This is a genomic window from Burkholderia sp. S171 (assembly GCF_009766085.1).
Classification (GTDB): Bacteria; Pseudomonadota; Gammaproteobacteria; order Burkholderiales; family Burkholderiaceae; genus Caballeronia.
The window spans coordinates 177,351-199,850 of the sequence record NZ_LMUF01000061.1 but is presented as its reverse complement, the minus strand read 5'-3'; the positions used below and the strand labels follow the sequence as shown (position 1 = coordinate 199,850).

General features: G+C 60.4%; 22 protein-coding genes. 2 read left to right on the top strand and 20 right to left on the bottom strand.

Annotated features, from left to right (window positions below; all coding sequences use genetic code 11):
* Positions 1 to 55: 55 nt before the first annotated feature.
* The 20 genes from GSQ93_RS34195 to GSQ93_RS34100 form a co-directional block, all read right to left on the bottom strand.
* Positions 56 to 940 carry a site-specific DNA-methyltransferase gene (locus GSQ93_RS34195; protein ID WP_254074208.1) on the bottom strand — a complete coding sequence of 295 codons (885 nt, stop codon included), beginning with the start codon at positions 938 to 940 and terminating at the stop codon, positions 56 to 58.
* A gap of 11 nt (positions 941 to 951) precedes the next feature.
* A complete protein-coding gene (gene trpB, locus GSQ93_RS34190; RefSeq protein ID WP_158940339.1) occupies positions 952 to 2,145 on the bottom strand; it encodes a tryptophan synthase subunit beta in 1,194 nt (397 codons plus the stop codon).
* Positions 2,146 to 2,203: 58 nt separating this feature from the next.
* Positions 2,204 to 2,881 (bottom strand): phosphoribosylanthranilate isomerase, encoded by a 678-nt coding sequence (locus GSQ93_RS34185; protein ID WP_158940338.1) that lies wholly within the window; start codon positions 2,879 to 2,881, stop codon positions 2,204 to 2,206.
* Positions 2,878 to 3,705: a tRNA pseudouridine(38-40) synthase TruA gene (truA, locus tag GSQ93_RS34180; RefSeq protein ID WP_158940337.1), complete on the bottom strand. Its 828-nt coding sequence runs from the start codon at positions 3,703 to 3,705 to the stop codon at positions 2,878 to 2,880. The genes GSQ93_RS34185 and truA overlap by 4 nt, the downstream gene beginning before the upstream one ends.
* A 1-nt stretch (position 3,706) precedes the next feature.
* The gene (locus GSQ93_RS34175) at positions 3,707 to 6,424 is read right to left on the bottom strand and encodes a FimV/HubP family polar landmark protein (RefSeq protein ID WP_158940336.1); all 2,718 of its coding nucleotides are present in this window, start codon (positions 6,422 to 6,424) and stop codon (positions 3,707 to 3,709) included.
* A gap of 170 nt (positions 6,425 to 6,594) precedes the next feature.
* Complete coding sequence (asd, locus tag GSQ93_RS34170) at positions 6,595 to 7,716, bottom strand: aspartate-semialdehyde dehydrogenase (protein ID WP_158940335.1); 1,122 nt, start codon at positions 7,714 to 7,716, stop codon at positions 6,595 to 6,597.
* A 476-nt stretch (positions 7,717 to 8,192) separates the two neighbouring features.
* Complete coding sequence (leuB, locus tag GSQ93_RS34165) at positions 8,193 to 9,260, bottom strand: 3-isopropylmalate dehydrogenase (protein ID WP_158940334.1); 1,068 nt, start codon at positions 9,258 to 9,260, stop codon at positions 8,193 to 8,195.
* 77 nt (positions 9,261 to 9,337) lie between these two features.
* Complete coding sequence (gene leuD / locus GSQ93_RS34160; RefSeq protein ID WP_158940333.1) at positions 9,338 to 9,988, bottom strand: 3-isopropylmalate dehydratase small subunit; 651 nt, start codon at positions 9,986 to 9,988, stop codon at positions 9,338 to 9,340.
* 51 nt (positions 9,989 to 10,039) lie between these two features.
* On the bottom strand, positions 10,040 to 10,171 hold the full coding sequence (locus GSQ93_RS34155; RefSeq protein WP_158940332.1) for an entericidin A/B family lipoprotein: 132 nt from the start codon (positions 10,169 to 10,171) through the stop codon (positions 10,040 to 10,042).
* Positions 10,168 to 11,577 (bottom strand): 3-isopropylmalate dehydratase large subunit, encoded by a 1,410-nt coding sequence (gene leuC, locus GSQ93_RS34150; RefSeq protein ID WP_158940331.1) that lies wholly within the window; start codon positions 11,575 to 11,577, stop codon positions 10,168 to 10,170. The genes GSQ93_RS34155 and leuC overlap by 4 nt, the downstream gene beginning before the upstream one ends.
* A gap of 221 nt (positions 11,578 to 11,798) precedes the next feature.
* The gene (locus GSQ93_RS34145) at positions 11,799 to 12,029 is read right to left on the bottom strand and encodes a type II toxin-antitoxin system Phd/YefM family antitoxin (protein ID WP_158940330.1); all 231 of its coding nucleotides are present in this window, start codon (positions 12,027 to 12,029) and stop codon (positions 11,799 to 11,801) included.
* A gap of 122 nt (positions 12,030 to 12,151) precedes the next feature.
* Positions 12,152 to 13,153: a polyphosphate kinase 2 gene (gene ppk2, locus GSQ93_RS34140; protein WP_158940382.1), complete on the bottom strand. Its 1,002-nt coding sequence runs from the start codon at positions 13,151 to 13,153 to the stop codon at positions 12,152 to 12,154.
* Between the two features lie 156 nt (positions 13,154 to 13,309).
* Positions 13,310 to 13,531 carry a YdcH family protein gene (locus tag GSQ93_RS34135; RefSeq protein WP_158940329.1) on the bottom strand — a complete coding sequence of 74 codons (222 nt, stop codon included), beginning with the start codon at positions 13,529 to 13,531 and terminating at the stop codon, positions 13,310 to 13,312.
* A 242-nt stretch (positions 13,532 to 13,773) separates the two neighbouring features.
* A complete protein-coding gene (gene gltA, locus GSQ93_RS34130) occupies positions 13,774 to 15,075 on the bottom strand; it encodes a citrate synthase (RefSeq protein ID WP_158940328.1) in 1,302 nt (433 codons plus the stop codon).
* An 89-nt stretch (positions 15,076 to 15,164) separates the two neighbouring features.
* Complete coding sequence (locus tag GSQ93_RS34125; RefSeq protein ID WP_047847465.1) at positions 15,165 to 15,437, bottom strand: succinate dehydrogenase assembly factor 2; 273 nt, start codon at positions 15,435 to 15,437, stop codon at positions 15,165 to 15,167.
* A gap of 14 nt (positions 15,438 to 15,451) precedes the next feature.
* Positions 15,452 to 16,156 carry a succinate dehydrogenase iron-sulfur subunit gene (locus GSQ93_RS34120; RefSeq protein WP_031362534.1) on the bottom strand — a complete coding sequence of 235 codons (705 nt, stop codon included), beginning with the start codon at positions 16,154 to 16,156 and terminating at the stop codon, positions 15,452 to 15,454.
* Between the two features lie 10 nt (positions 16,157 to 16,166).
* Positions 16,167 to 17,945: a succinate dehydrogenase flavoprotein subunit gene (gene sdhA, locus GSQ93_RS34115; RefSeq protein WP_158940327.1), complete on the bottom strand. Its 1,779-nt coding sequence runs from the start codon at positions 17,943 to 17,945 to the stop codon at positions 16,167 to 16,169.
* Positions 17,946 to 17,948: 3 nt separating this feature from the next.
* Positions 17,949 to 18,323, bottom strand: coding sequence for a succinate dehydrogenase, hydrophobic membrane anchor protein (gene sdhD / locus GSQ93_RS34110; RefSeq protein ID WP_089162203.1), 375 nt, complete (start codon positions 18,321 to 18,323; stop codon positions 17,949 to 17,951).
* A gap of 2 nt (positions 18,324 to 18,325) precedes the next feature.
* Entirely contained in the window at positions 18,326 to 18,736 is a 411-nt protein-coding gene (gene sdhC, locus GSQ93_RS34105; protein ID WP_158940326.1) for a succinate dehydrogenase, cytochrome b556 subunit, read from the bottom strand.
* Positions 18,737 to 18,892: 156 nt separating this feature from the next.
* Positions 18,893 to 19,681 (bottom strand): GntR family transcriptional regulator, encoded by a 789-nt coding sequence (locus GSQ93_RS34100; protein WP_158940325.1) that lies wholly within the window; start codon positions 19,679 to 19,681, stop codon positions 18,893 to 18,895.
* 587 nt (positions 19,682 to 20,268) lie between these two features.
* On the opposite strand from GSQ93_RS34100, the gene GSQ93_RS34095 reads away from it, so the two are divergent.
* Positions 20,269 to 21,255, top strand: a complete 987-nt coding sequence (locus tag GSQ93_RS34095; RefSeq protein WP_158940324.1) for a malate dehydrogenase — start codon at positions 20,269 to 20,271, stop codon at positions 21,253 to 21,255.
* A gap of 165 nt (positions 21,256 to 21,420) precedes the next feature.
* Positions 21,421 to 22,416: a CoA ester lyase gene (locus tag GSQ93_RS34090; protein ID WP_158940323.1), complete on the top strand. Its 996-nt coding sequence runs from the start codon at positions 21,421 to 21,423 to the stop codon at positions 22,414 to 22,416.
* Positions 22,417 to 22,500 lie beyond the last annotated feature (84 nt).

Genomic DNA, 22,500 nt, shown 5'->3' with positions numbered 1-22,500 from the left:
TCTTTGCGCGAAATCCGCGCCTTTTAGCGTTTTTTAGCAGTGACTTTGCAGCGTGTTAAGCGGCGTTCGCTTGACCAATGGCTGTGTCCGTGGACTCGGCGTTCGGTTCAACCCGGATCCCGACGGAACGCGTCTCCGCAACTCGCCTCTCGGCGATCGCGTGATAGTCGCCGTTGATCTCGTAACCAACGAACTCGCGCCCATGACGCGCACAGGCCACCGCGGTCGTACCGCTGCCCATGAACGGGTCAAGCACGCGCCCGCCACGCGGACAACTCGCCAGGACCATCCGCTCGATAATCTCAAGCGGCTTTTGCGTCGGATGGTCGACGCGCTCGGCGTGTTGCCTGTGCAGCCGCGACACCGACCATACGTCCTTCGGGTTGTAACCCAGCTCCAGCCACTTGCTGCCTTCGAACAATTTGCGCGAACGCGCCTTCTTCGTCACTGCGTCGTAGGGGATGCGAATGGGATCGAGATCGAAGAAGTAATCCTTCGATACCGCGAAATAACCGATGTTGTCGTGCACTGACGTATATCTGCGCACCGTTCCACCCATGCTCGGCACGCGCCGGTCCCACACGATCTCGTTGACCATCGTGAGGCGGCGCTTGAGGAACACAAAGATCTCCGGCGCATATTGCCACGTGCAAAAAATGTAAAGCGAACCGCTTGGCTTGAGCTTCGGAATAGCCAAATCAAGCCAGCCATAGGTCCAGTCGAGGAAAGCATCGCCAGAACGCATGTCCGAATCGTTGCCGTAATCCTTGCCCAGGCCATACGGCGGATCGGCCACGATCAGGTCGATCGAGCCGTCCGGGAGGTTCGCTGCATCGGTTAGGAAATCGCGGTGATGCAAGTGAATACCGCGCTCGGTGCTGCCGTGAACTTCGCTATCGGCGGCGCCGAGCGCACTTGCATGATCGATTTCATCGCGCATCGGTTGCGGGCTCAGAACGTGATGCCGGTGCGCTCGGCGACCGTATGCATGTCCTTGTCGCCACGGCCCGACAGATTGACCAGCAGCAGCTTGTCTTTGGGCAGCGTGGGCGCGAGCTTCGCGGCGTAAGCGAGTGCGTGGCTCGATTCCAGCGCGGGAATGATCCCTTCAATCCGGCAGCAATCGTGGAAACCCTTCAGCGCTTCTTCGTCGGTAATGCCCACGTACTCGGCGCGGCCCGCATCCTTCAACCACGCGTGCTCCGGGCCAACGCCGGGATAATCCAGCCCGGCTGAAACCGAATGCGTTTCGATGATCTGGCCGTTTTCATCTTGCAGAAGATACGTGCGGTTGCCGTGCAAAACGCCCGGACTTCCGCCGATCAGCGAAGCCGCGTGACGACCCGTGCTGATGCCGTCACCGGCCGCTTCCACGCCAATCAGCTTCACATCTTTATCGTCGATATACGGATAAAAGATGCCCATCGCATTCGATCCGCCGCCAACGCACGCGATCACCGCATCCGGCTGACGACCCGTCATTTCGGGCATCTGGACCTTGCACTCATCGCCGATCACCCGCTGGAAGTCGCGGACCATCATGGGGTAAGGATGCGGCCCCGCCACCGTACCGATAATGTAGAACGTGTTTTCCACGTTCGTCACCCAGTCGCGCATGGCTTCGTTGAGCGCGTCTTTCAGCGTCTTGGAGCCCGATTCGACCGGCACGACCGTCGCGCCGAGCAGCTTCATGCGGTACACGTTCGCCGCCTGGCGCCGCACGTCTTCCGAACCCATGTAGACCACGCATTCCATGCCAAAACGCGCGGCGATGGTCGCCGTGGCAACGCCGTGCTGTCCCGCGCCGGTTTCCGCGATCACGCGCGGCTTGCCCATCTTGCGGGCGAGCAACGCCTGGCCAATCACGTTATTAACTTTGTGCGCGCCGGTGTGATTCAGATCTTCGCGCTTGAGGAAGATTTGCGCGCCGCCGAGCATGTTGCTCCAGCGTTTGGCGTGATAAATCGGCGACGGACGACCCACATAGTGCTTCAGTTCGTATTCGTATTCCGCGATAAAAGCCGGATCCTTGCTGCATTCAGCGTAGGCATCGCGGAGTTCATCGAGCGCGTGGATTAGCGTTTCAGATACGAATGTGCCGCCGTATGAGCCGAAGTGGCCCCGATCGTCTGGTAAGTTGTACATGTGTCACTCTCTCGGTACGTGGAAGCGTTGCGCTTGCCCACGTCATTTCCCATCTTGATCATCCAGCGTCTGCTTCGCGCACCGCGCGTACAAACGCCGCCATTCGGGCGTGATCTTTCACGCCCTTCGCCCCCGCTACTTCGATGCCGCTAGAGACATCGACTGCGTAAGGGCGCACGCGCCGGATGGCCTCAAGGACGTTTTGCGCGTTCAACCCACCACTCAAAACGGCCCGATGCCCGAGATCTGTTGGGATAAGTGACCAATCGAATACCCTTCCACCGCCACCGTAGCCGTCGACGAGGGTGTCGAGGAGCAAACCGCTGGCTGCTGAATAATTAAGAGATGATTCTACCAAATCGCGTGCAGTGGCATCAGGCCCTACCCGCACAGCCCGCCACCACGGCAAACCGGCCACTTCAGCGAGCGCCGCGCATTGCGCCGGGGTTTCATCGCCGTGAAATTGCAGTAACGACAAACGCACGTTCGACGTCACTTCGCGAATCCATTCAGGCGTGGCGTTGACGAACAAACCGACCGCCGAGACGAGCGGCGGAACGTGCTCCGCCAGTTCGACAGCCTGCCCCACGCTCACCGAACGCGGGCTGGGCGGGTAGAACACAAAACCCACGGCATCCGCGCCGAGTGCGACGGCGGTATCGACGTCTTCCGTCTTCGACAAACCACACAGCTTGATTCTCGTCCGACGCAAATCGCTGCTAGTGCCATTACTCATGCTTTTGTCTCGTTCTTGTTGTCCTGCCAGACCGCGCTCCACGGATAACTCCCCAGACGCGGCGCGGGCACTGCGAAGTTATCAGGATAGCCGACCTCGGCCAAATACAGGCCATCGGGCATGAACGTGGGCGCGGCGCGTTTGCGGTCGCGCGCTTCCAGCAATTCCGCCATCCACGACGCCGGATGTTTGCCGCGGCCGATCGCAACGAAACATCCCATCAGGTTGCGCACCATATGGTGCAAGAACGCGTTCGCCCGAAAGCGGAAGTGGATGAAATCGCCCTGCTCGATAATATCGATCTGATGCAGGTATTTCACCGGCGTCTTCGCCTGGCATTCGGACGAGCGGAACGCCGTGAAATCGTGCTTGCCGATAATGCTGGCGGCGGCTTCGCGCATCGCGTTGGCATCGAGCGGCGCGTAGCACCAACCGGCGTGACCGGTGGTCATCGGCGAGCGCACGGGGTGGACGTAGAGCGCGTAGTAATACGTGCGTTCATAGGCGCCAAAACGGGCGTGGAAGTCGTCGGGCATGGGTCGCGCCCACTGCACCGCGACGCTCTGCGGCAAGAACGCGTTCGTGCCGCGCACCCAGGCGAAGTCGGTGCGCTCGAGTTCGGTATCGAAATGCACGACCTGCCCGAGCGCATGCACGCCGGTATCCGTGCGCCCTGCAACGACCGTCTGCACGCGCGTCTGCGTGAACTTCCCCAACGCGCGTTCGAGGACGTCCTGGACGGTCGGCACGTCCGATTGGGTCTGCCAGCCGCTGAACGCCGAACCGTCGTACTGGATGCCTAATGCAATGCGTTTCACAGGCATGTCAGGACAGCGGCGCCAGTGTCGATAACAGCGTGGCCGCAGGTTGGCGCGTGGCCGGATCGTTCGAATCGATCACTTCCTGCAGCAACGTGCGGGCCCCGGATAAATCGCCAAGCTCAATGTATTCCACGGCCAGTTCGAGCTTGTTGCGGGCTATCGTCGAGACTTGTTCGGGGGTGAAGGCCGGTAGCGGCTCGGTCTGGCTCGCGGGCGAGTTGTAGTCGAAGTCGAGGCTCAGGGGACCGAAACGCGATGCGCCAAGGCCCGCCACCGATGCCGCGCCAGCCGTGCCGGATTCGATTTGCTCGCTTGCCGATGGCGAGGTCGTGGCTGATTCAGGATGGCTATGCTGCGCGTTCTGACGATCGAAGACCGCGGGGTCGGTGATCGGCTGAGGCGTGGCGGGCGCGGGGGCTTCGTTTTGCGAGGGGGCTTCGTTTTGCGCGTTGGATTCGGCGAAGGCAGCGGGAGTCGGTGGCTGGACGTGGACGTCGGACGGTACGGACGCTTCCTGACGCGGCGGCAAACCGAAATCGAGCGCGCTCAGGGCCTCGATAGCCTCTTGCGGAAATTTGGGCTGCGGAAAGCGGGAAGCCGGCGACGGCTCGTCGTCGTAGGCGGACGGGGCTTCCGCGTGGTTTGACTGGCTCGTTGCCGGCTCTGGTGCGATGGCCGACTGGGCCGGTGCTAGGTGTTCGCCGCTTTCGTGTTCGTTGGATGCGCGCGTCGCTGCTTCTCGGGCGGATGCTTCGCGGGATTGCGCTTCACGCGCTTGCGCTTCGAGAGCGGCAGCTTCACGGGCGGCGATCTCGCGGGCTTCTGCTTCGCGCGCTTCCGTTTCGCGCGCCGCAGCTTCACGGGCGGCGACTTCGCGCGCTTCCGTTTCGCGCGCCGCAGCTTCACGGGCGGCGACTTCGCGAGCTTCCGCTTCACGGGCCGCAGTTTCACGGGCGGCGACTTCGCGGGCTTCCGCTTCGCGAGCCTCCGTTTCACGTGCGGCGACCTCACGGGCTTCTGCTTCACGTGCGGCAACTTCACGAGCTTCCGCTTCACGAGCTTCCGCTTCGCGTGCCGCAGTTTCACGCGCGGCCACTTCACGCGCTTCTGCTTCACGTGCGGCAACTTCACGGGCTTCTGCTTCACGTGCTTCTGCTTCACGTGCTTCCGTTTCACGCGCCGCAGCTTCCCTTGCAGCAACTTCGCGGGCTTCAGCCTCACGAATTTCCGCTTCTCGCGCTGCCAACTCGCGCGCTTCTGCTTCCCGTGCCTCAAGCTCACGCGCCGCAGCTTCGCGCGCCGCGGCCTCTCTCGTCGCTTGTTCTAACGCCGCTGCCTCGCGAAGCTCGTTTTCCCGAGCCTCCATTTCAGCGCGCAATGCCTCGGTGCGATCCGCCGCCGCCCGCTCCGCCGCCAACGCTGCCTCAATCGCTCCCGGGCGCGGCGGCGTGAAATTGCGATGAAGCGCTGCGGGTGCATCCGGCATGAACGGCGCGCGTTTGGTGTCCGCGTCGCGGGTCTCACCTGCGGCATCCGGCGCACGGCTCCCGCCCAGCGTGACTCGCGCACCGTCGGCATCGTCATCTAGTGGGTTGATCTCGGCCAGAGGAAACGGCTTGTCTTCGGTCGGGGTATCGAAGGATTGCGCAGCATCATAGTTTTCCAAGCTCGCGGCCACCCCGTTCAACTCGCTCTGACCGCGCTGAACCGACGTACCCTCGAGATCTGCGGCGCCTGTGGAAACTTGCGCGTGACTCGTCGATCCATCGTGAGGAGGCACAACGGTCGTCTCAGGCGCCGTCGATACCACCGGCGGCTCTTGCGGCGCGCGCTCATCGGCAGTGACCATAGCGGCGGCGCTTGCAGCACGGCGTCGTTTAGCGCCACGCATAACAAGCAGCAGCAAGCCGATCAACACAACCGCCCCGACAAGCCAACCGATCGGCCCGTTCGCCGACATAGCCGTAGAACTCGTCGTCGACGGCTCGCTTGCCGGTGCAACGATCGCCGCGGGTGCACTCGATGCACTCAACGCCGGAGCCACTGCAGACGCAGGCGCCGCTTCGCTCGCGCTCACAGCCTCGCTGGCACTCGCCGCGGGTTGAGCTTCCGATGTCGGCAACGCCGCGTTCGCCTCGCTCGATGCGCTCGGCGCAACCGTAGCGACCGCGCCACTCGCCGCCGTCGCGGCTCCGTTCACCGCTCCGGCAGCATTCGACGCCCCCTCGGCCGGCGCCGTAGCCGCTGCCGAACCGCTAGCCCCGACTGCCGGCGCCGATGCCGATGCCGCCACAGGCGCAGAAGCCCCAGACGCGGCAACCGCTGCCCCTGCATCCTCAACCGCCGGCACGTTCAGTACCGATCCGAGTTTCAACCGGCTTGGGTCGTGGCCCATAAACGCGTTGGGATTCGCGTCGAAGAGCGCGCGCGACATCTTCTCGCGCGTCGCACGATCGTTCGAGCCGGTGATCTGGGAGGCGATATCGCTGAGCGACTGCCCGGGTTTCACGCTGTACTGCGTGACGGGCGCTGCAGCAGACGCAGCCGCTGGCGCCGAGGCCTCCGAAACGGCCGACGCGCTGCTGGCCTGGGCGGCGGCATCGGAAGAAACGAACGTTCCGAGCAGCACACTCGCGACGCTTGCCGCGATTAGCGCCACGCGCCGCGAGCGGCTGAGGAAGCAAGGCTGTGAATGAAGCGGCCGACTCGGACGAACAATCATTGATACTCCAGGCGAGTGGACAGCGAACAAGAAACCAACAAAATGAGGCGACATCCAAAACTGGCCGCAGACCGGTTGCGCAATACCGGCAATCCAGCCGCAAAACGACAAAGCGCCGCGCAAGCGCGACGCTTCATTGAACTACAGCGCGTCGTGGCGCGTAGTTTACTTTACTTGTCCAGCAGGATGCGCAGCATCCGGCGAAGCGGTTCCGCCGCGCCCCACAGCAACTGGTCACCGACCGTGAACGCCGACAGATATTCACCGCCCATGGCGAGCTTACGCAAGCGGCCAACCGGCACCGTCAGCGAACCCGTGACCACCGCCGGCGACAAATCGCGCATCGACGCTTCACGTTCGTTCGGGACAACCTTCACCCAATCGTTCGCCGACGCCAAAATGCCATGCAATTCGTCCAGCGGCACGTCCTTCTTGAGCTTGATGGTCAATGCCTGCGAGTGGCAGCGCATGGCGCCAATCCGCACGCACAGGCCGTCGACGGGAACCGAACCCGGCTCGCCCATAGCGGGCAATCCCAGAATCTTGTTGGTTTCCGCGCCGCCCTTCCATTCTTCCTTCGACATGCCGTTACCGAGATCTTTGTCGATCCACGGAATCAGCGAGCCGGCCAGCGGCACGCCGAAGTTATCGATCGGCATACGATCGCTGGACATGGCTGCCTGAACACGCTTGTCGATATCCAGAATGGCCGACGACGGGTCCGCCAGATCTTCCTTGGCCGCGCCATACAGCACGCCCATTTGCTGCAGCAGCTCGCGCATGTTTTGCGCGCCTGCGCCGGAAGCCGCCTGATACGTCATGGCGGTCGTCCATTCGACCAGGTTCTGATTAAACAGGCCACCCAGCGCCATCAGCATCAGGCTGACCGTGCAATTCCCACCGATGAAATTCCGGCCGCCCTTAACCAGCGAATCCTTGATGACGCTCAGGTTCACCGGGTCGAGAATGATGACCGCGTCATCCTTCATGCGCAGCGACGAAGCCGCGTCGATCCAATAACCCTTCCATCCGGCCGCGCGCAGCTTCGGGAACACCTCGTTGGTGTAATCGCCGCCCTGGCACGTAATGATGACGTCGCACTTTTTCAGGTCGTCGATGCTTGTCGCATCCTTGAGTTTCGTCTCGTTTTTCGCGAACGACGGCGCATTGCCGCCCGCATTGCTGGTGCTGAAAAACACCGGTTCGATCAGGTCGAAATCGCCTTCCTGCTGCATGCGTTGCATCAGGACGCTGCCGACCATGCCGCGCCAACCAACGAGACCTACGTTCATGACTAACCTTTTTTGTGGACATTTCCCCGCTTGGCCCAGACCCTCCGCCGGCGTGGCCGCGCGGGGAAGATGAGCGGGCACGACAGGCGATCAGCTGAACGTGATCGTTTTGAGGGAAGTGGTTTTCGTAATGCGTTTGGACAGCGCAACGGTACCCAGATGCATGTCCAGACGCGTAATGGCGAGACGAGTCGTGCGGGCGCCTGAGCTAATGCCGCCGCATGAAATCGAGTCCAGAGAGATTGAAGAGATCTTCGCCATAACAAAAGAGTCTACACGATAACCCGCATATTCGTCCCTCCGCGCGAGCGTTCCACGCCTTTTGACGTGGTTCGTGCGCTAAAAGCGACGAATCGAGATGAAATATCGCGATCGGCGGCATCTTAAAAACACGTCCGCCGCGAGACGCTTTCCCACCGGAATTTTTCGCTAACGCGTGGAGTCAACCCTTCCGATGAAAAAGCGCGTTGCCCGATTTAAAGCGCCGCGATAACCGCGTCGCCCATTTCCTGCGTGCCGACCGTACGGCCGTCCGGTGTCGCGATGTCGCCGGTACGCAGACCCTGCGCGAGCACCTTCTTCACCGCCGTTTCAATCCGGTCAGCCTGCTCGGGCTTGCCGAGCGAGTAGCGCAGCATCATGGCGGCCGAGAGAATGGTCGCCAGCGGATTCGCCACGCCCTTGCCCGCGATATCCGGCGCCGAACCATGCGACGGCTCGTACAAGCCCTTGTTGTTTTTATCGAGCGAGGCGGACGGCAACATGCCGATAGAACCCGTCAACATGGCGGCTTCGTCAGAGAGAATGTCGCCGAACATGTTGCCGGTCACCACCACGTCGAACGCCTTCGGGGCCTTCACCAGTTGCATGGCCGCGTTGTCCACGTACATGTGCGACAACTCGACGTCCGCATATTCCTTCGATACATCGATCATCACATCGCGCCAGAATTGCGACGTTTCCAGCACGTTGGCTTTATCGACACTCGTCAGCTTTTTCGCGCGCTTTTGCGCGGCTTGAAACGCCACGTGCGCAATGCGACGGATTTCCGGCTCGGAATAACGCATGGTGTCGAAGCCTTCCTTCGCGCCTTCGAACAAGCCATCCGGCGATGACCGCACGCCGCGCGGCTGCCCGAAATAGATATCGCCATTCAGTTCGCGGATGATCAGGATATCCAGCCCCGCCACGATCTCCGGCTTCAGCGACGAAGCCGCCGTCAATTGCGGATAACAAATGGCCGGACGGAAGTTCGCGAACAATTGCAGATGCTTGCGCAGACCCAGGATGGCTTGCTCCGGACGCAGCGGGCGTTCGAGCGAATCGTATTCCCAGTCGCCCACAGCGCCGAACAGGATCGCGTCCGATGCTTTTGCCAGCGCGAGCGTGGCTTCCGGCAGCGGATGGCCGCTCGCCTCGTAGCCCGCACCGCCAACCGGCGCTTCTTCGAGCTCGAACTTTTCGTCGAGCGCATTCAGGACCTTGACGGCTTCCTTGATGATCTCCGGACCGATTCCATCGCCGGGCAGCACTGCAATCTTCATGGTGTTTCCTTCCTTTTCTGATCTTGTTTATTCAAGCGCGTTCGCACGTGCTCGTGCTTGCCCCTGCTTGCTCGTACTTAGCCGACGAGGCGGTTATTCAGCCACGGCTGCTTCACGAGGCGCTCGTTTTCAAACTGACGGATCTTGTCGGCATGGCGCAGCGTCAGCGCGATGTCGTCGAAACCATTCAGCAGGCAGAACTTGCGGAAGCCCGGGACTTCGAACGAGAATTCCGTGCCGTCGCCGGTCAGCACCACCTGGCGCTCCAGATCGACCGTCAGCTTGAACCCGTTGAACGCGTAGGTTTCGTTGAACAGCCTGTCGACCTGACTTTCGGTCAGGACGATCGGGAGCAGACCGTTCTTGAAGCAGTTGTTGTAGAAGATGTCGGCGAAACTCGGCGCGATGATCGCGCGGAAACCGTACTGGTCCAGCGCCCAGGGCGCGTGCTCACGCGAGCTGCCGCAGCCGAAATTCTTGCGCGTCAGCAGGATTGACGCGCCTTGGTAGCGCGGCTGATTCAGCACGAAATCCGGATTCAGCGGCCGGTTCGAATTGTCCTGGCCGGGCTGGCCGACATCGAGATAACGCCATTCGTCAAAAGCGTTCGGGCCGAAACCCGTGCGCTTGATCGACTTGAGAAACTGTTTCGGAATGATCGCGTCCGTGTCGACGTTGTCGCGATCCAGCGGCGCCACGAGCCCGCTATGTACGATGAATTTTTCCATGATGCTTTACCCGTTTGCGGTTTGGTTAGCTCGACCGTTCTTTGGAGCCGCTTACTTGTCGGCCGCGTTGCTGATCGAGTTGCCGAGGTGATGCAGATCCTCGCCAAAGCCGTGGACCGTATTGCAGCCCGCAGCGCCAGTGACGACAGCGATCAACGCCAGCACAATAAAGACGCGCCTCATGCCAGTTCGCGGATATCGACGAAATGACCTTCAATAGCCGCTGCCGCCGCCATTGCCGGGCTCACCAGATGCGTACGGCCGCCTGCGCCCTGACGCCCTTCGAAGTTGCGATTCGATGTAGATGCGCAGCGCTCGCCCGGCTCCAGCCGGTCGGCGTTCATCGCGAGGCACATCGAGCAGCCGGGTTCGCGCCACTGAAAACCGGCATCGAGGAACACCTTGTCGAGCCCTTCGCGTTCCGCTTGCGCCTTCACGAGACCGGAACCCGGCACGACCATCGCCAAACGGATGCTCGGTGCAACGCGACGACCGAGCGTTTTCACCACATACGCGGCAGCGCGCAAGTCTTCGATCCGCGCATTCGTGCACGAGCCGATGAAAATCTTGTCCGGCTTGATTGACTGCATCGGCGTGTTCGGTTCGAGCGCCATGTACTTCAGCGCGCGTTCGATCGCATCGCGCTTGACCGGGTCCTTTTCGCGCTCGGGATCGGGCACGCGGCCGTCGATGGACGTCACCATTTCCGGCGACGTGCCCCACGTCACTTGCGGCACGATTTCAGCAGCGTTCAACTCCACGACACGATCAAACGTCGCACCCGGATCGGACGTGAAGGTACGCCAGTAGGTTGCTGCCTGCTCGAACTCCGCGCCGTGCGGCGAGTACGGACGATCTTTCAGATAGTTGATGGTGGTTTCATCGACGGCAACCATGCCTGCCCGTGCGCCCGCTTCGATGGCCATGTTGCAGACCGTCATGCGGCCTTCCATCGACAGTGCCCGGATGGTCGAACCGCCAAACTCGATGGCGTAACCGTTGCCGCCCGCCGTACCAATCTTGCCGATGATGGCCAGCACGATGTCCTTCGCTGTGCAGCCGCGCGGCAGCGGTCCTTCGACCTTGACGAGCAAGTTCTTGCTCTTCTTTTGCAGCAGCGTTTGCGTGGCGAGGACGTGCTCGACTTCCGACGTACCGATGCCATGCGCCAGCGCGCCGAACGCACCGTGCGTGGAGGTATGCGAGTCGCCGCAGACTATTGTCATTCCCGGCAGCGTGGCGCCCTGTTCCGGCCCGATGATGTGCACGATCCCTTGCCGCAAGTCGTTCATCTTGAACTGCGTGATGCCGTAGGCGTCGCAGTTGTTGTCGAGCGTGTCGACCTGCAGCTTCGAGATCGGGTCAGCGATGCCGTGCGAGCGGTCCGTGGTGGGCACGTTGTGGTCGGACACCGCCAGGTTCGCGCTGATCCGCCACACCGGCCGTTCGGCCAGTTTCAGACCCTCGAATGCTTGCGGGCTGGTCACTTCGTGGAGCAAATGACGGTCGATGTAGAGGATGGACGTACCGTCTTCTTCGGTGTGGATCACATGCGAGTTCCACAACTTGTCGTACAGGGTCTGGGCCATGGTCTTTTCAGTGTTGTGACTGCGGGGGTGTTTTTTGGTTTGATGATTATGCCACGCAGGGCCGTGGATTGCGCTAGTAAACGCGAAAAAACTTATATAAAACAGTGAGTTAGGGTGGTAGTGGAGCTACCTGTATGCGGAGTACCGGGATGGGCTGTTCGACCGAAATGCAGAAAAGAATCAGCCGTTTAGCTGCCTCGATGGCTTATTAAGGAAGCAAATCAGGAGAAGTCAGCGGCGCGGAATAACCGGCCTGATTGTGGCGCCTCGAATTCGATATCTGCGGCGTCTGGCGCAGCTAACCACTCGACGATGCTCGCGTCGGAAGCGTCGGCGCCGCATGGAAACTGTTCGATGAGCGGCAGCACATGGCCTGGACGGCCACGGCCTGCGATGAAAACGGGGTCATCGCTCGCCATACGTGTTGCTCTATTTGCGTCTTGATCGGTCATATCCGGCTCCCAGTGACTTGGTGTAGAAACAGCGCCCAGGGAGCGAACTTCCGGACATAAAAATGGGTGTAAGCGCTGATTGCACCTACACCCGTCGAACGTATCAACAACCCCTCACCTACCTACAAAGCCCGCCCCACGATCAACGGATCAACCGTCCCAATCGCGCGAACATCCCGATTCGCATACGGCAGCTTATGCAGGATATGGCGCATCGCATTGAGCCGCGCCCGTTTCTTGCAATCCGAGCGGACCACCGCCCACGGAGAATCCGCCGTATCCGTTTGCGCGAACATTGCTTCCTTCGCGTCCGTGTATTCATTCCACTTATCCAGCGACGCAAGATCGACGGGACTGAGTTTCCATTGCTTGAGCGGATGAATCTCCCGCTCCTTGAAACGCCGGCGCTGTTCTTCCTGGCTCACCGAAAACCAGAACTTGACGACGTGCATGCCGCTTCGAACAAGTTGCCGTTCGAACTCGGGAACCTGCTGCATGAAGTCGTTGTATTCATGTTCCGAACAAAACCCCATCACCCTTTCAACGCCCGCCCGGTTGTACCAAGAGCGATCGAACAGCACGATTTCGCCCGATGTCGGCAGGTGTTGAACGTAACGCTGGAAGTACCATTGACCGCGCTCGGACTCGGTCGGCTTTTCGAGCGCGACAACCCGTGCACCTCGCGGATTCATGTGCTCCATAAAGCGCTTGATAGCGCCGCCCTTACCGGCAGCGTCTCGCCCTTCGAACAGGATCACCAGACGCTGCCCGGTCTCCCGTACCCACGCCTGCAACTTCAGCAACTCGACTTGCAGCGCATACTTCTGCTTCTCGTACGCGTGGCGCGACATCAGGTTCCGATACGGATACCCGCCCCCACGCCAGTCACGCGCGAGTTCGTCGTCGGGATGCCGCGATGCGCGAGCGTGCCAAAGCGCCGGATCGCCTTCCAGCATGACGCTGCGGAGAGCAGTGGTTTCATCGGGGGAGAGGCCGCTCATCAATGTCTTGATAGTGTCCATCAGCGTGCCCGGGTCCTGCGCCGCACCCGTCGACAGGACATGCTGCAAAGTGCTCGAAATTTGTTCGTTGGCGGCCTCGACGGCGCGGCCAGTTTCATCGATCTGTGCGGCACGCGGAGTGCGGGTCTCTAGAACGTCGCCGCGAGCGACGCTTCGCACGGCTGAATGGCGAGCGTCGGATTTGTCGTGCTGTGATGTCAAAGTCTGTTCCTTATAACTAGGCGCCCCGTCTCTCAGGTTTAACGAGGCGCTGCCTGCTTAAGCCGGCGTCGCGGCCTTCTTCAAGACAACGTAGAGCTTGTCCTTCAAAAGCAGTTTTTCCTTCTTGAGCGTTTCGATGGCGCGACCGTCCGCGGGCAGCGGCCCGGTCTCCCGGTTCTTGATCTCATGATCCAGTTCGTTGTGACGCTGAAACAGTCGGGCGAAGTGGGCATCTTCTGTCTTGAGCGTGGAAATCAGATCGCGAAATTCTGGAAACATCGGTAGCTCCTCGTGCAATTTGCGGGCAAGCCCGCAGGGTCAGTAAGCCTGGATATCTTGGCATTACTACACAAGTCGCATGTTGATATTGCTCGTGTTTGCGTGAGTTTTGGCTTGGGCAGGTGGGGTTTGGAGCGAGCGCGAAGGACGAACAGAAGCCAGAGAAACAATCAGGCTCAACAATGCAAAAAGCCCCGGCAGACATCCGCCGGGGCTTTCCTCAAACCACTACTTAATGCAACTTACCGCTTATCAATCGCCTTCGCTTCGCGCGGTGTATCGCCGATAAACAACTGACGCGGACGGCCAATCTTCTGTTCCGGATCAGCGATCATTTCGTTCCACTGTGCAATCCAGCCCACCGTCCGTGCCATTGCAAACACGCACGTGAACATCGCCGTCGGAATGCCCAGCGCGCGCTGAACAATACCCGAATAGAAATCGACATTCGGATACAGCTTACGCGACACAAAGTACTCATCTTCCAGCGCGATCTTTTCCAGCGCCATGGCCAGCTTGAACAACGGGTCATCGTGCAGACCCAGCTCTTCAAGCACTTCATGGCATGTTTCACGCATCAGCTTCGCGCGCGGATCGTAGTTCTTATAAACGCGATGCCCGAAGCCCATCAGCTTCACGCCCGAATTCTTGTCCTTCACCTGCTTGATGAACTCAGGAATGTTGTCGACCGAGCCAATCTCTTCTAGCATGTTCAACGCGGCTTCATTCGCACCGCCATGCGCCGGGCCCCACAAACAAGCAATCCCTGCTGCGATACAAGCAAACGGATTCGCACCCGACGACCCAGCCAGACGCACGGTCGACGTCGACGCATTCTGCTCATGGTCCGCATGCAGGATCAGGATCCGATCCAGCGCGCGCACGAGCACGTCGTTGACCTTGTACTCTTCGCACGGGTTCGAGAACATCATGTGCATGAAGTTCGCGCTGTACGACAGGTCGTTCTTCGGATAAACGAACGGCTGGCCGATCGTGAACTTGTACGCCATGGCGACCAGCGTGGGCAGCTTCGCGATCATGCGAATGGCCGACACTTCACGATGACGCGGGTCGTTGATATTCAGCGAGTCGTGATAGAACGCCGACAACGCACCGACTGCAGCCACGAGCACCGCCATCGGGTGTGCATCGCGACGGAAACCGCGGTAGAAGAAATGCATCTGCTCGTGAACCATCGTGTGCTTCGTGACGGTTTCAACGAAGTCTTCCTTCTCCTTGACCGTCGGCAGATCGCCGTGCAGCAGCGCGTAGCAGGTCTCCAGGAAGTCGGCCTTGACCGCGAGTTCCTCAATCGGATACCCGCGATACAGCAACTCACCCTTATCGCCGTCGATGTACGTAATTGCGGAATTGCACGCCGCCGTCGACATGAAGCCCGGATCGTAGGTGAACTTGCCGGTCTGGCCGTACAGCTTGCGGATGTCGATTACGTCCGGGCCCAGGGTGCCCTTGTAGATCGGCATTTCAACGCTCGGCGAGTTGTCGCTGAACGATAGCGTGGCTTTAACATCTGACGGGGTCATAGCACATCCTCAATCGAAGTATGGAAACAGGTTTTCGATAATTCGCACGACTCTTGCACGCGCCGCGTGGGCTGGCTCAGTGGACTAACTCAGGCAGAGCGCAGCATCTCCAGCACGCGGGTCATATCCGGCGAGGCCAGTTCGCCTTCAGGTTCCTTGCGTGCAAGCAGCAAGTCCATCAGGTCGTTGTCGCTCAGTTCCAGCAGTTGCGTCAGCACACCAACGTCCGCGTCACTGAGGTCATGCTCATATCGGCTGAAAAAACGCTCAAAGATCAGATCGTTTTCCAGCAGACCGCGTCGCGCGCGCCAGCGAAGGCGCGCGCGACGTAGAGGGTCGGACTGATGCCCGGAGTCATTCATGACACAAGTCCTTCTCAGACAGCGCGGCGCACCATCAATTCTTTGATCTTGCCAATAGCCTTCGTGGGATTCAGTCCCTTGGGGCACACATCGACGCAATTCATGATTGTGTGGCAACGGAAAAGACGGTACGGATCTTCCAGGTTGTCGAGACGTTCACCCGTCGCTTCGTCGCGGCTGTCCGCAATGAACCGATAGGCTTGCAACAAGCCCGCCGGACCCACGAACTTGTCCGGGTTCCACCAAAAGCTCGGGCATGAAGTCGAGCAGCTAGCACACAGGATGCACTCGTACAGGCCGTCGAGTTCGTCGCGTTCTTCCGGCGTTTGCAGACGCTCTTTTTCCGGCGGCGGCGTGTCGTTGATCAGGTACGGCTTGATCGAGTGATACTGGTTGAAGAACTGCGTGAAATCGCAAATCAGGTCGCGCACAACGGGCAGGCCCGGCAGCGGCCGCAACACAATCTTCTGCGGCAGGTCATTCATGTTCTGCAAGCAGGCCAGACCGTTCTTGCCGTTGATGTTCATGGCGTCCGAACCGCACACGCCTTCACGGCACGAACGGCGGAACGACAGTGTTTCGTCGACGGACTTCAGCTTCAGCAGCGCGTCCAGCAACATGCGCTCGTGCGAGTCGATCTCGATCTCGTACGTCTGCATGCGGGGTGCCGCGTCCTTGTCCGGATCGTAGCGGTAAATTTCAAAAGTACGCTTTGCCATTTCGATTTCCTTAGAAGGTACGCGCTTTCGGCGGCACCGATTCAACCGTCAGCGGCGTCATGTGCACCGGCTTGTAATCGAGCTTGTCGCCTTCGCTGAACCACAGCGTGTGCTTCATCCAGTTCTCGTCGTCACGCGTTTCGAAGTTGCTGTGCGCATGCGCACCGCGGCTTTCCTTGCGTGCTTCGGCCGAGATCATGGTCGCGCGCGCCACTTCGATCAGGTTCGCCAGTTCCAGTGCTTCCACCTTCGCCGTGTTGAACACCTTCGACTTGTCCTTCAGATGCACATGCTTCACGCGCTCGGACAATTCCTTGACCTTGTCCACGCCTTCCGACAACAGCGCGGACGTGCGGAACACGCCGGCGTGCGCCTGCATGGTGGCTCGGATGTCATTCGCAATCGCCTGCGTGTATTCGCCCGACGACGAATTCTCCAGCACGGCGAGGCGTTCAAGCGCGGCGTCGGCGGCATCGGCCGGCAGCGGCTTGTGTTCCTTCATGTCCAGCGCATGCTTGATGATGTGGTTACCGGCCGCGCGGCCAAACACCACCAGGTCCAGCAGCGAGTTCGTGCCCAGGCGGTTCGCGCCGTGCACCGATACACACGAGCATTCGCCGACGGCGTAGAAGCCGTTGACCGGCTCTTCGTAGCCGCCCTTGAGCGTACCCACGACCTGACCGTGAATGTTCGTAGGAATGCCGCCCATCTGGTAATGGATGGTCGGCACGACCGGGATCGGTTCCTTGATGCAGTCCACGTTCGCAAACTTCATCGCGATCTCGCGGATCGACGGGAGACGCTTCATGATGGTCTCGGCGCCAATATGCGACAGATCCAGCAAGACGTGATCCTTGTTAGGACCTACGCCGCGGCCTTCTTTAATCTCTTGGTCCATCGAGCGCGAAACGAAGTCGCGTGGCGCCAGATCCTTTAGCGTCGGTGCGTAGCGTTCCATGAAGCGCTCGCCATCCGAGTTACGCAGGATGCCGCCTTCGCCGCGTACGCCTTCGGTAATCAGCACGCCCGCACCCGCTACACCGGTCGGGTGGAATTGCCAGAATTCCATGTCCTGCAAAGCGATGCCCGAGCGGGCCGCCATGCCAAGTCCATCGCCGGTATTGATAAACGCATTGGTCGATGCCGCGAAGATCCGGCCCGCGCCGCCCGTGGCGAACAACGTGGTCTTGCCTTCGAGGATGTGGACGTCGCCCGTTTCCATTTCCATGGCGGTCACGCCGAGCACATCGCCGTCGGCGTCGCGGATCAGGTCCAGCGCCATCCATTCAACGAAGAAGTGCGTCTTGGCAGCGACGTTCTGCTGATACAACGTGTGCAGCAGCGCATGGCCGGTACGGTCGGCGGCGGCGCAAGCGCGCTGCACCGGCTTTTCGCCGTAGTTCGCCGTGTGGCCGCCGAACGGACGCTGATAGATCGTGCCGTCCGCGTTACGGTCGAACGGCATGCCCATGTGTTCAAGTTCATAGACAGCGCCGGGCGCTTCACGGCACATGAATTCGATCGCATCCTGGTCGCCGAGCCAGTCGGAACCCTTGATGGTGTCGTAGAAGTGGTAATGCCAGTTATCTTCGCTCATGTTGCCGAGCGACGCGCCAATACCGCCTTGAGCCGCGACGGTGTGCGAACGCGTGGGGAATACCTTCGACAACACCGCGACCGACAGACCCGCACGGGCGAGTTGCAGCGACGCGCGCATGCCGGAACCACCTGCACCCACGATAACGACGTCGAAACGGCGACGCGGCAGGGACGTTTTAATTGCAGCCATTCTTTACACTCTCCAGAGAATCTGTGCCGCGTAGCCGATACAACCGACCAGCCAGAGGATCGTCGCCACTTGCAGGAACAGGCGCAAGCCAACCGGCTTCACGTAGTCCATCCAGATGTCGCGAATGCCGACCCACGCGTGATAAAAGAGCGAGAGCAAGGCTACGAAGGTGGCGAGCTTCATCCATTGCATGGCGAAAATGGATGCCCAGCCGTCGTACGAAAAATCACGTGCACCGAAAAACCAGAACAGCAGGACCAGCGTGTACAGGGCCATCACGACGGCGGTAATGCGTTGCGCCAGCCAGTCGCGCAAACCGTAGTGCGCGCCAACGACGAGGCGCTTGGGACCGATTCGATTGTTGTTATTCGCTGCCATTCTTAGAAGGCTCCGAAGAGTTTAAGCGCAACGACGATTGTCAGCAGAGATGACACCACGAGCACGACGATGGAGGTCTGCTTGCCGCCTTCCTTGCTCACTGCGCGATGGGTGTCGAGCAGCAGGAAGCGGATGCCGGCGCAAAAGTGGAACAGGAAGGACCACGAAAGCACGAGGACGACTATCTTGACGAGGGGATTGGCGAGGAAGCCCTTGAAGGAATCGAAACTGATCTCCGACGTCAGGCTTTGGTCCAGCAGATAGAGCAGAAACGGCAGCGATACGAATAGAAGCAGACCACTGATGCGGTGAAGAATTGACACCTTTCCCGCTAGTGGCAGGCGGTAGGTTGCTAGCTGAGCAATTCCGATATTCCGGTACTCAGGTCTTGGTTTTTTTGCGGCTTCAGCCATGCTAGACCCCAACTTTGTTATCACACTAGTCCGCGATTTTAGCGCCTTTTTATATCGCGCTGCAGCGAAATGCCGCGCAAGAGGCTATTGCTAATCGCGTGAGAAAAGCTTTTAAGGCGCCCTTTGGGTCTGCCGCCAAGCCGTCCACGTCCCGTTTCAACTCAAATCGTTTTGATAGTAATAGCCGTTCGTGACATACCACCCGCGCCGCACTTCCACCGGCCGGTCGCCATAGGTGTACGACACCCGCTCGACCGACAATAACGGCGAGCCGGCAGCCACGCCAAGCAGTTCCGCCACTGCGTCGTCCGCGCCCACCGCCCTGATTTTCTCCGATGCCCGGATCATGCGCGTGCCGAACTCCGTTTCGAACATCGCATAAAGCGGACCTTTGTAATCTGCCAGGCGCTCAGCCGTCAGCCCGCGGAAAACCATGCCGGGCAGCCAGATTTCGTCGAAGACGGTGGTTTCGCCGTCGAACTGCAGCAAGCGTTTGATACATACAACCGGGTCGGCGGGTTTCAGGTCCAGTTGGCGAGCGATCTCGGCGGGTGCGCGCAAACGGCGGCACTCCAGCAATCGGCTCACGTGGGGATGAAGGTCGCCGTCTTCCGGCAGCAACCGGAGAAAGCGGAACTGTACGCGATCTTCGTTGTGCGTTGCAACAAACGTGCCCTTGCCTTGGCGCCGCACGAGCAGGTTGTCGGCGGCGAGTTCGTCGATGGCTTTGCGCACCGTCCCCTGGCTCACCTTGTAGCGAGCGGCCAGTTCGACTTCACTGGGGATCATTTCGCCGGGCTTCCATTCGCCCGATTCAAGCCCCTGGGTAATCAGGGCCTTGATCTGCTGGTATAGCGGGCTGAACGTCGGCGACGAAGCGGGCACGACTTCCGTCGCGCCGGCAGCGCCGGGAAGGTTCGTGGTGCTCGCTGGGTTCGAATTCATGCGCGCATTTCATCATAAAGCGCCAAGTCGCGTCTAGCGTTTTCCCGGACATTCCTATGTCTTATATAAGACATATGATACGGTTGACTTTGCCTTCATCGAATCCTACACTCCTTGGCGAGCAAGGGTTTGCGGGATGCTGCGCGTGTCATGCAGCGTGCCCGGTGCGTCGGCCGGCCTTGTGCCAGCTACCAGAACGCCCCAAAACGCCCTACCGCTCATCGCTTCAAGCCGAACGGCTTTCGTGTTCGCTGCCGCTGCCAGTGCCCCGCTCTTGCAACGCCCGCGCGCTTTTCGAAAACGCGACGCATGGGGCGAGAGACATGTAAAGGCGTACAAGCGGCGCTGAACCAGCAGGATCCGTCGCAAATCCCATGCTCACCGCGCCAGATTTCCAGCACGAGGGTTGGGCTGCGATTGCCGGCATGCTACCGGAAAGACAATGACAATCTCGCTTCAGGCGCGACGCCATTGGGTTTTCAGGGCAGCCCGCGCAGTTCGATTCACTTGCTTCATCAACGCTTCGCGTAACGCGCCTAAAATGGCGTTTTCCCCTAGCGTTTCACGCACCGTTCAGGAGTGTCTCAATGGCTAAGTCCGCAAAGCGCGTTGCCGTCACCGGCGCCGCAGGTCAAATCGGTTACTCGTTGCTGTTCCGCATCGCCAATGGCGACCTGCTAGGCAAAGACCAGCCGGTCATCCTTCAGTTGCTCGACCTGCCGCAGGCGCAAGGCGCCGTCAAGGGCGTAGTCATGGAACTGGAAGACTGCGCATTCCCGCTGCTGGCCGGCGTGGTCGTCACCGACGACCCGAAAGTCGCGTTCAAGGACGCTGACGTCGCGTTGCTGGTTGGCGCCCGTCCCCGTTCGAAAGGCATGGAGCGTAAGGACCTGCTGTCCGCCAACGCAGAAATCTTCACGGTGCAAGGCAAGGCGCTCAATGAGGTGGCAAGCCGCGACGTGAAGGTGCTCGTGGTCGGCAACCCGGCCAACACGAACGCGTACATCGCGATGAAGTCGGCACCGAACCTGCCGAAGAAGAATTTCACGGCCATGCTGCGTCTGGACCACAACCGCGCGCTGTCGCAACTGGCGTCGAAGTCGGGCAAGCCGGTCGCATCGATCGAAAAACTGGCCGTGTGGGGCAATCACTCGCCGACCATGTACCCGGATTTCCGGTTCGCTACCGTCGACGGCGGCTCGCTGACCAAGCTGATCAACGACGACGAATGGAACCGCAACACGTTCATCCCGACGGTTGGCAAGCGCGGCGGGGCGATCATCGAAGCGCGTGGTTTATCGTCGGCAGCGTCGGCAGCTAACGCGGCTATCGACCACGTGCGTGACTGGGTGCTCGGCACGAACGGCAAGTGGGTCACCATGGGCGTTCCGTCCGACGGTTCGTACGAGATCCCGGAAGACATCATCTACGGTGTGCCCGTGACGTGCGAAAACGGCGAATACAAGCGCGTTGAAGGCCTGGAAATCGACGCGTTCTCGCGCGAGAAGATGACCGGCACGCTGAACGAATTGCTCGAAGAGCGTGAAGGCGTTGCGCATCTGCTGGGCAAGTAAGCGCGTCTGGCAGTCTTTGCGTTTCACGCGAGCGCCCGGCCGCAAGGCCGGCGCTCGCTGCTGATTCGAGTGCGTTTGGCGGTTGATCTTTAGCGTTTGACATAAAGTCCGAACCCACCCGAATCCGCGGTTTCCACCCTCTTTACAAGCAACCCGACGCCGACGATGCGCGCTCTCACCCCCGCCGAAGTCCTGTTTAAAGGCGACGTTCCACCCGCTGTGATGCCCCCTTGCGATCACTACGCAGGAAGCGAAAAGCTGATCCGGAAATCGCTCGCCCTGCAGGCGCAACTCGGCCCGGTGTTCGACGTCACGCTCGACTGCGAGGACGGCGCGCAAGTCGGTCAGGAAGCGTCGCACGCGGAACTGGTGGCATCGTTTCTCGGCAGCGAGGACGACCGCTTTGGCCGCGTTGGCGTACGTATTCACGACTTCCAGAACCGCGCATGGCGCGACGACGTGCGCATCATCCTGCGCGCGGCCAGGAAAGCACCCGCCTATATCACCCTGCCCAAGATTCGCAGCGTCTTCGACGCTGTCGAGATGGTCTCGTTCGTCGAAGCGTCGCGTTGTGAGTTTGGGATCAAGCAAGCTATCCCGTGTCAGTTGCTGATCGAAACGCATGGCGCGCTAGCCGAGGTCTTCGAACTCGCGGCGCTTCCGGGCGTCGAAGCGTTGAGTTTCGGGCTGATGGATTTTGTATCGGCGCATAACGGCGCGATCCCCGACACCGCGATGCGCTCGCCCGGCCAGTTCGATCATCCGCTCGTGCGGCGCGCAAAACTCGAGATCGCGGCGGCTTGCCACGCGCATGGCAAAGTGGCGTCGCATAACGTTTCCACGGAAGTGCGCGACATGAGCGTGGTCGCGGGCGATGCCCAGCGTGCGCGCAACGAGTTTGGATACACGCGCATGTGGAGCATCCACCCGGATCAGATCCGGCCGATCGTCGATGCCTTCCTGCCGCGGCAAGATGAAATTGCGACCGCTACGGAGATTTTGCTCGCCGCGCAAAACGCGCAGTGGGGACCGACGCGCTATCAGGACACACTGCACGATCGCGCGAGCTATCGGTATTACTGGTCGGTGCTGCGCCGCGTGAAAGCGTCGGCCCAGGCGCTGCCCGAAGGCGCAGAGACGCTTTTTTCACAAGACAAGTAACGCGTTCTACATATCAGGAGACTGGGTCGAATGAGCGATACGTTAGCGAAAGAAGCACCCGCCACCGGCGGCTTCAAACCGAAG

Coding starts and splice junctions, on each gene's coding strand:
- sdhA (WP_158940327.1), bottom strand. CDS start 17,945: ATGGCTGCAATTAAAACGTCCCTGCCGCGTCGCCGTTTCGACGTCGTT.
- GSQ93_RS34185 (WP_158940338.1), bottom strand. CDS start 2,881: ATGAGTAATGGCACTAGCAGCGATTTGCGTCGGACGAGAATCAAGCTG.
- leuB (WP_158940334.1), bottom strand. CDS start 9,260: ATGAAGATTGCAGTGCTGCCCGGCGATGGAATCGGTCCGGAGATCATC.
- GSQ93_RS34120 (WP_031362534.1), bottom strand. CDS start 16,156: ATGGCAAAGCGTACTTTTGAAATTTACCGCTACGATCCGGACAAGGAC.
- GSQ93_RS34175 (WP_158940336.1), bottom strand. CDS start 6,424: ATGATTGTTCGTCCGAGTCGGCCGCTTCATTCACAGCCTTGCTTCCTC.
- truA (WP_158940337.1), bottom strand. CDS start 3,705: ATGCCTGTGAAACGCATTGCATTAGGCATCCAGTACGACGGTTCGGCG.
- sdhC (WP_158940326.1), bottom strand. CDS start 18,736: ATGGCTGAAGCCGCAAAAAAACCAAGACCTGAGTACCGGAATATCGGA.
- leuC (WP_158940331.1), bottom strand. CDS start 11,577: ATGGCCCAGACCCTGTACGACAAGTTGTGGAACTCGCATGTGATCCAC.
- asd (WP_158940335.1), bottom strand. CDS start 7,716: ATGAACGTAGGTCTCGTTGGTTGGCGCGGCATGGTCGGCAGCGTCCTG.
- GSQ93_RS34095 (WP_158940324.1), top strand. CDS start 20,269: ATGGCTAAGTCCGCAAAGCGCGTTGCCGTCACCGGCGCCGCAGGTCAA.
- GSQ93_RS34145 (WP_158940330.1), bottom strand. CDS start 12,029: ATGACCGATCAAGACGCAAATAGAGCAACACGTATGGCGAGCGATGAC.
- GSQ93_RS34125 (WP_047847465.1), bottom strand. CDS start 15,437: ATGAATGACTCCGGGCATCAGTCCGACCCTCTACGTCGCGCGCGCCTT.
- gltA (WP_158940328.1), bottom strand. CDS start 15,075: ATGACCCCGTCAGATGTTAAAGCCACGCTATCGTTCAGCGACAACTCG.
- sdhD (WP_089162203.1), bottom strand. CDS start 18,323: ATGGCAGCGAATAACAACAATCGAATCGGTCCCAAGCGCCTCGTCGTT.
- trpB (WP_158940339.1), bottom strand. CDS start 2,145: ATGTACAACTTACCAGACGATCGGGGCCACTTCGGCTCATACGGCGGC.
- GSQ93_RS34195 (WP_254074208.1), bottom strand. CDS start 940: ATGCGCGATGAAATCGATCATGCAAGTGCGCTCGGCGCCGCCGATAGC.
- GSQ93_RS34090 (WP_158940323.1), top strand. CDS start 21,421: ATGCGCGCTCTCACCCCCGCCGAAGTCCTGTTTAAAGGCGACGTTCCA.
- GSQ93_RS34135 (WP_158940329.1), bottom strand. CDS start 13,531: ATGTTTCCAGAATTTCGCGATCTGATTTCCACGCTCAAGACAGAAGAT.
- leuD (WP_158940333.1), bottom strand. CDS start 9,988: ATGGAAAAATTCATCGTACATAGCGGGCTCGTGGCGCCGCTGGATCGC.
- GSQ93_RS34155 (WP_158940332.1), bottom strand. CDS start 10,171: ATGAGGCGCGTCTTTATTGTGCTGGCGTTGATCGCTGTCGTCACTGGC.
- GSQ93_RS34100 (WP_158940325.1), bottom strand. CDS start 19,681: ATGAATTCGAACCCAGCGAGCACCACGAACCTTCCCGGCGCTGCCGGC.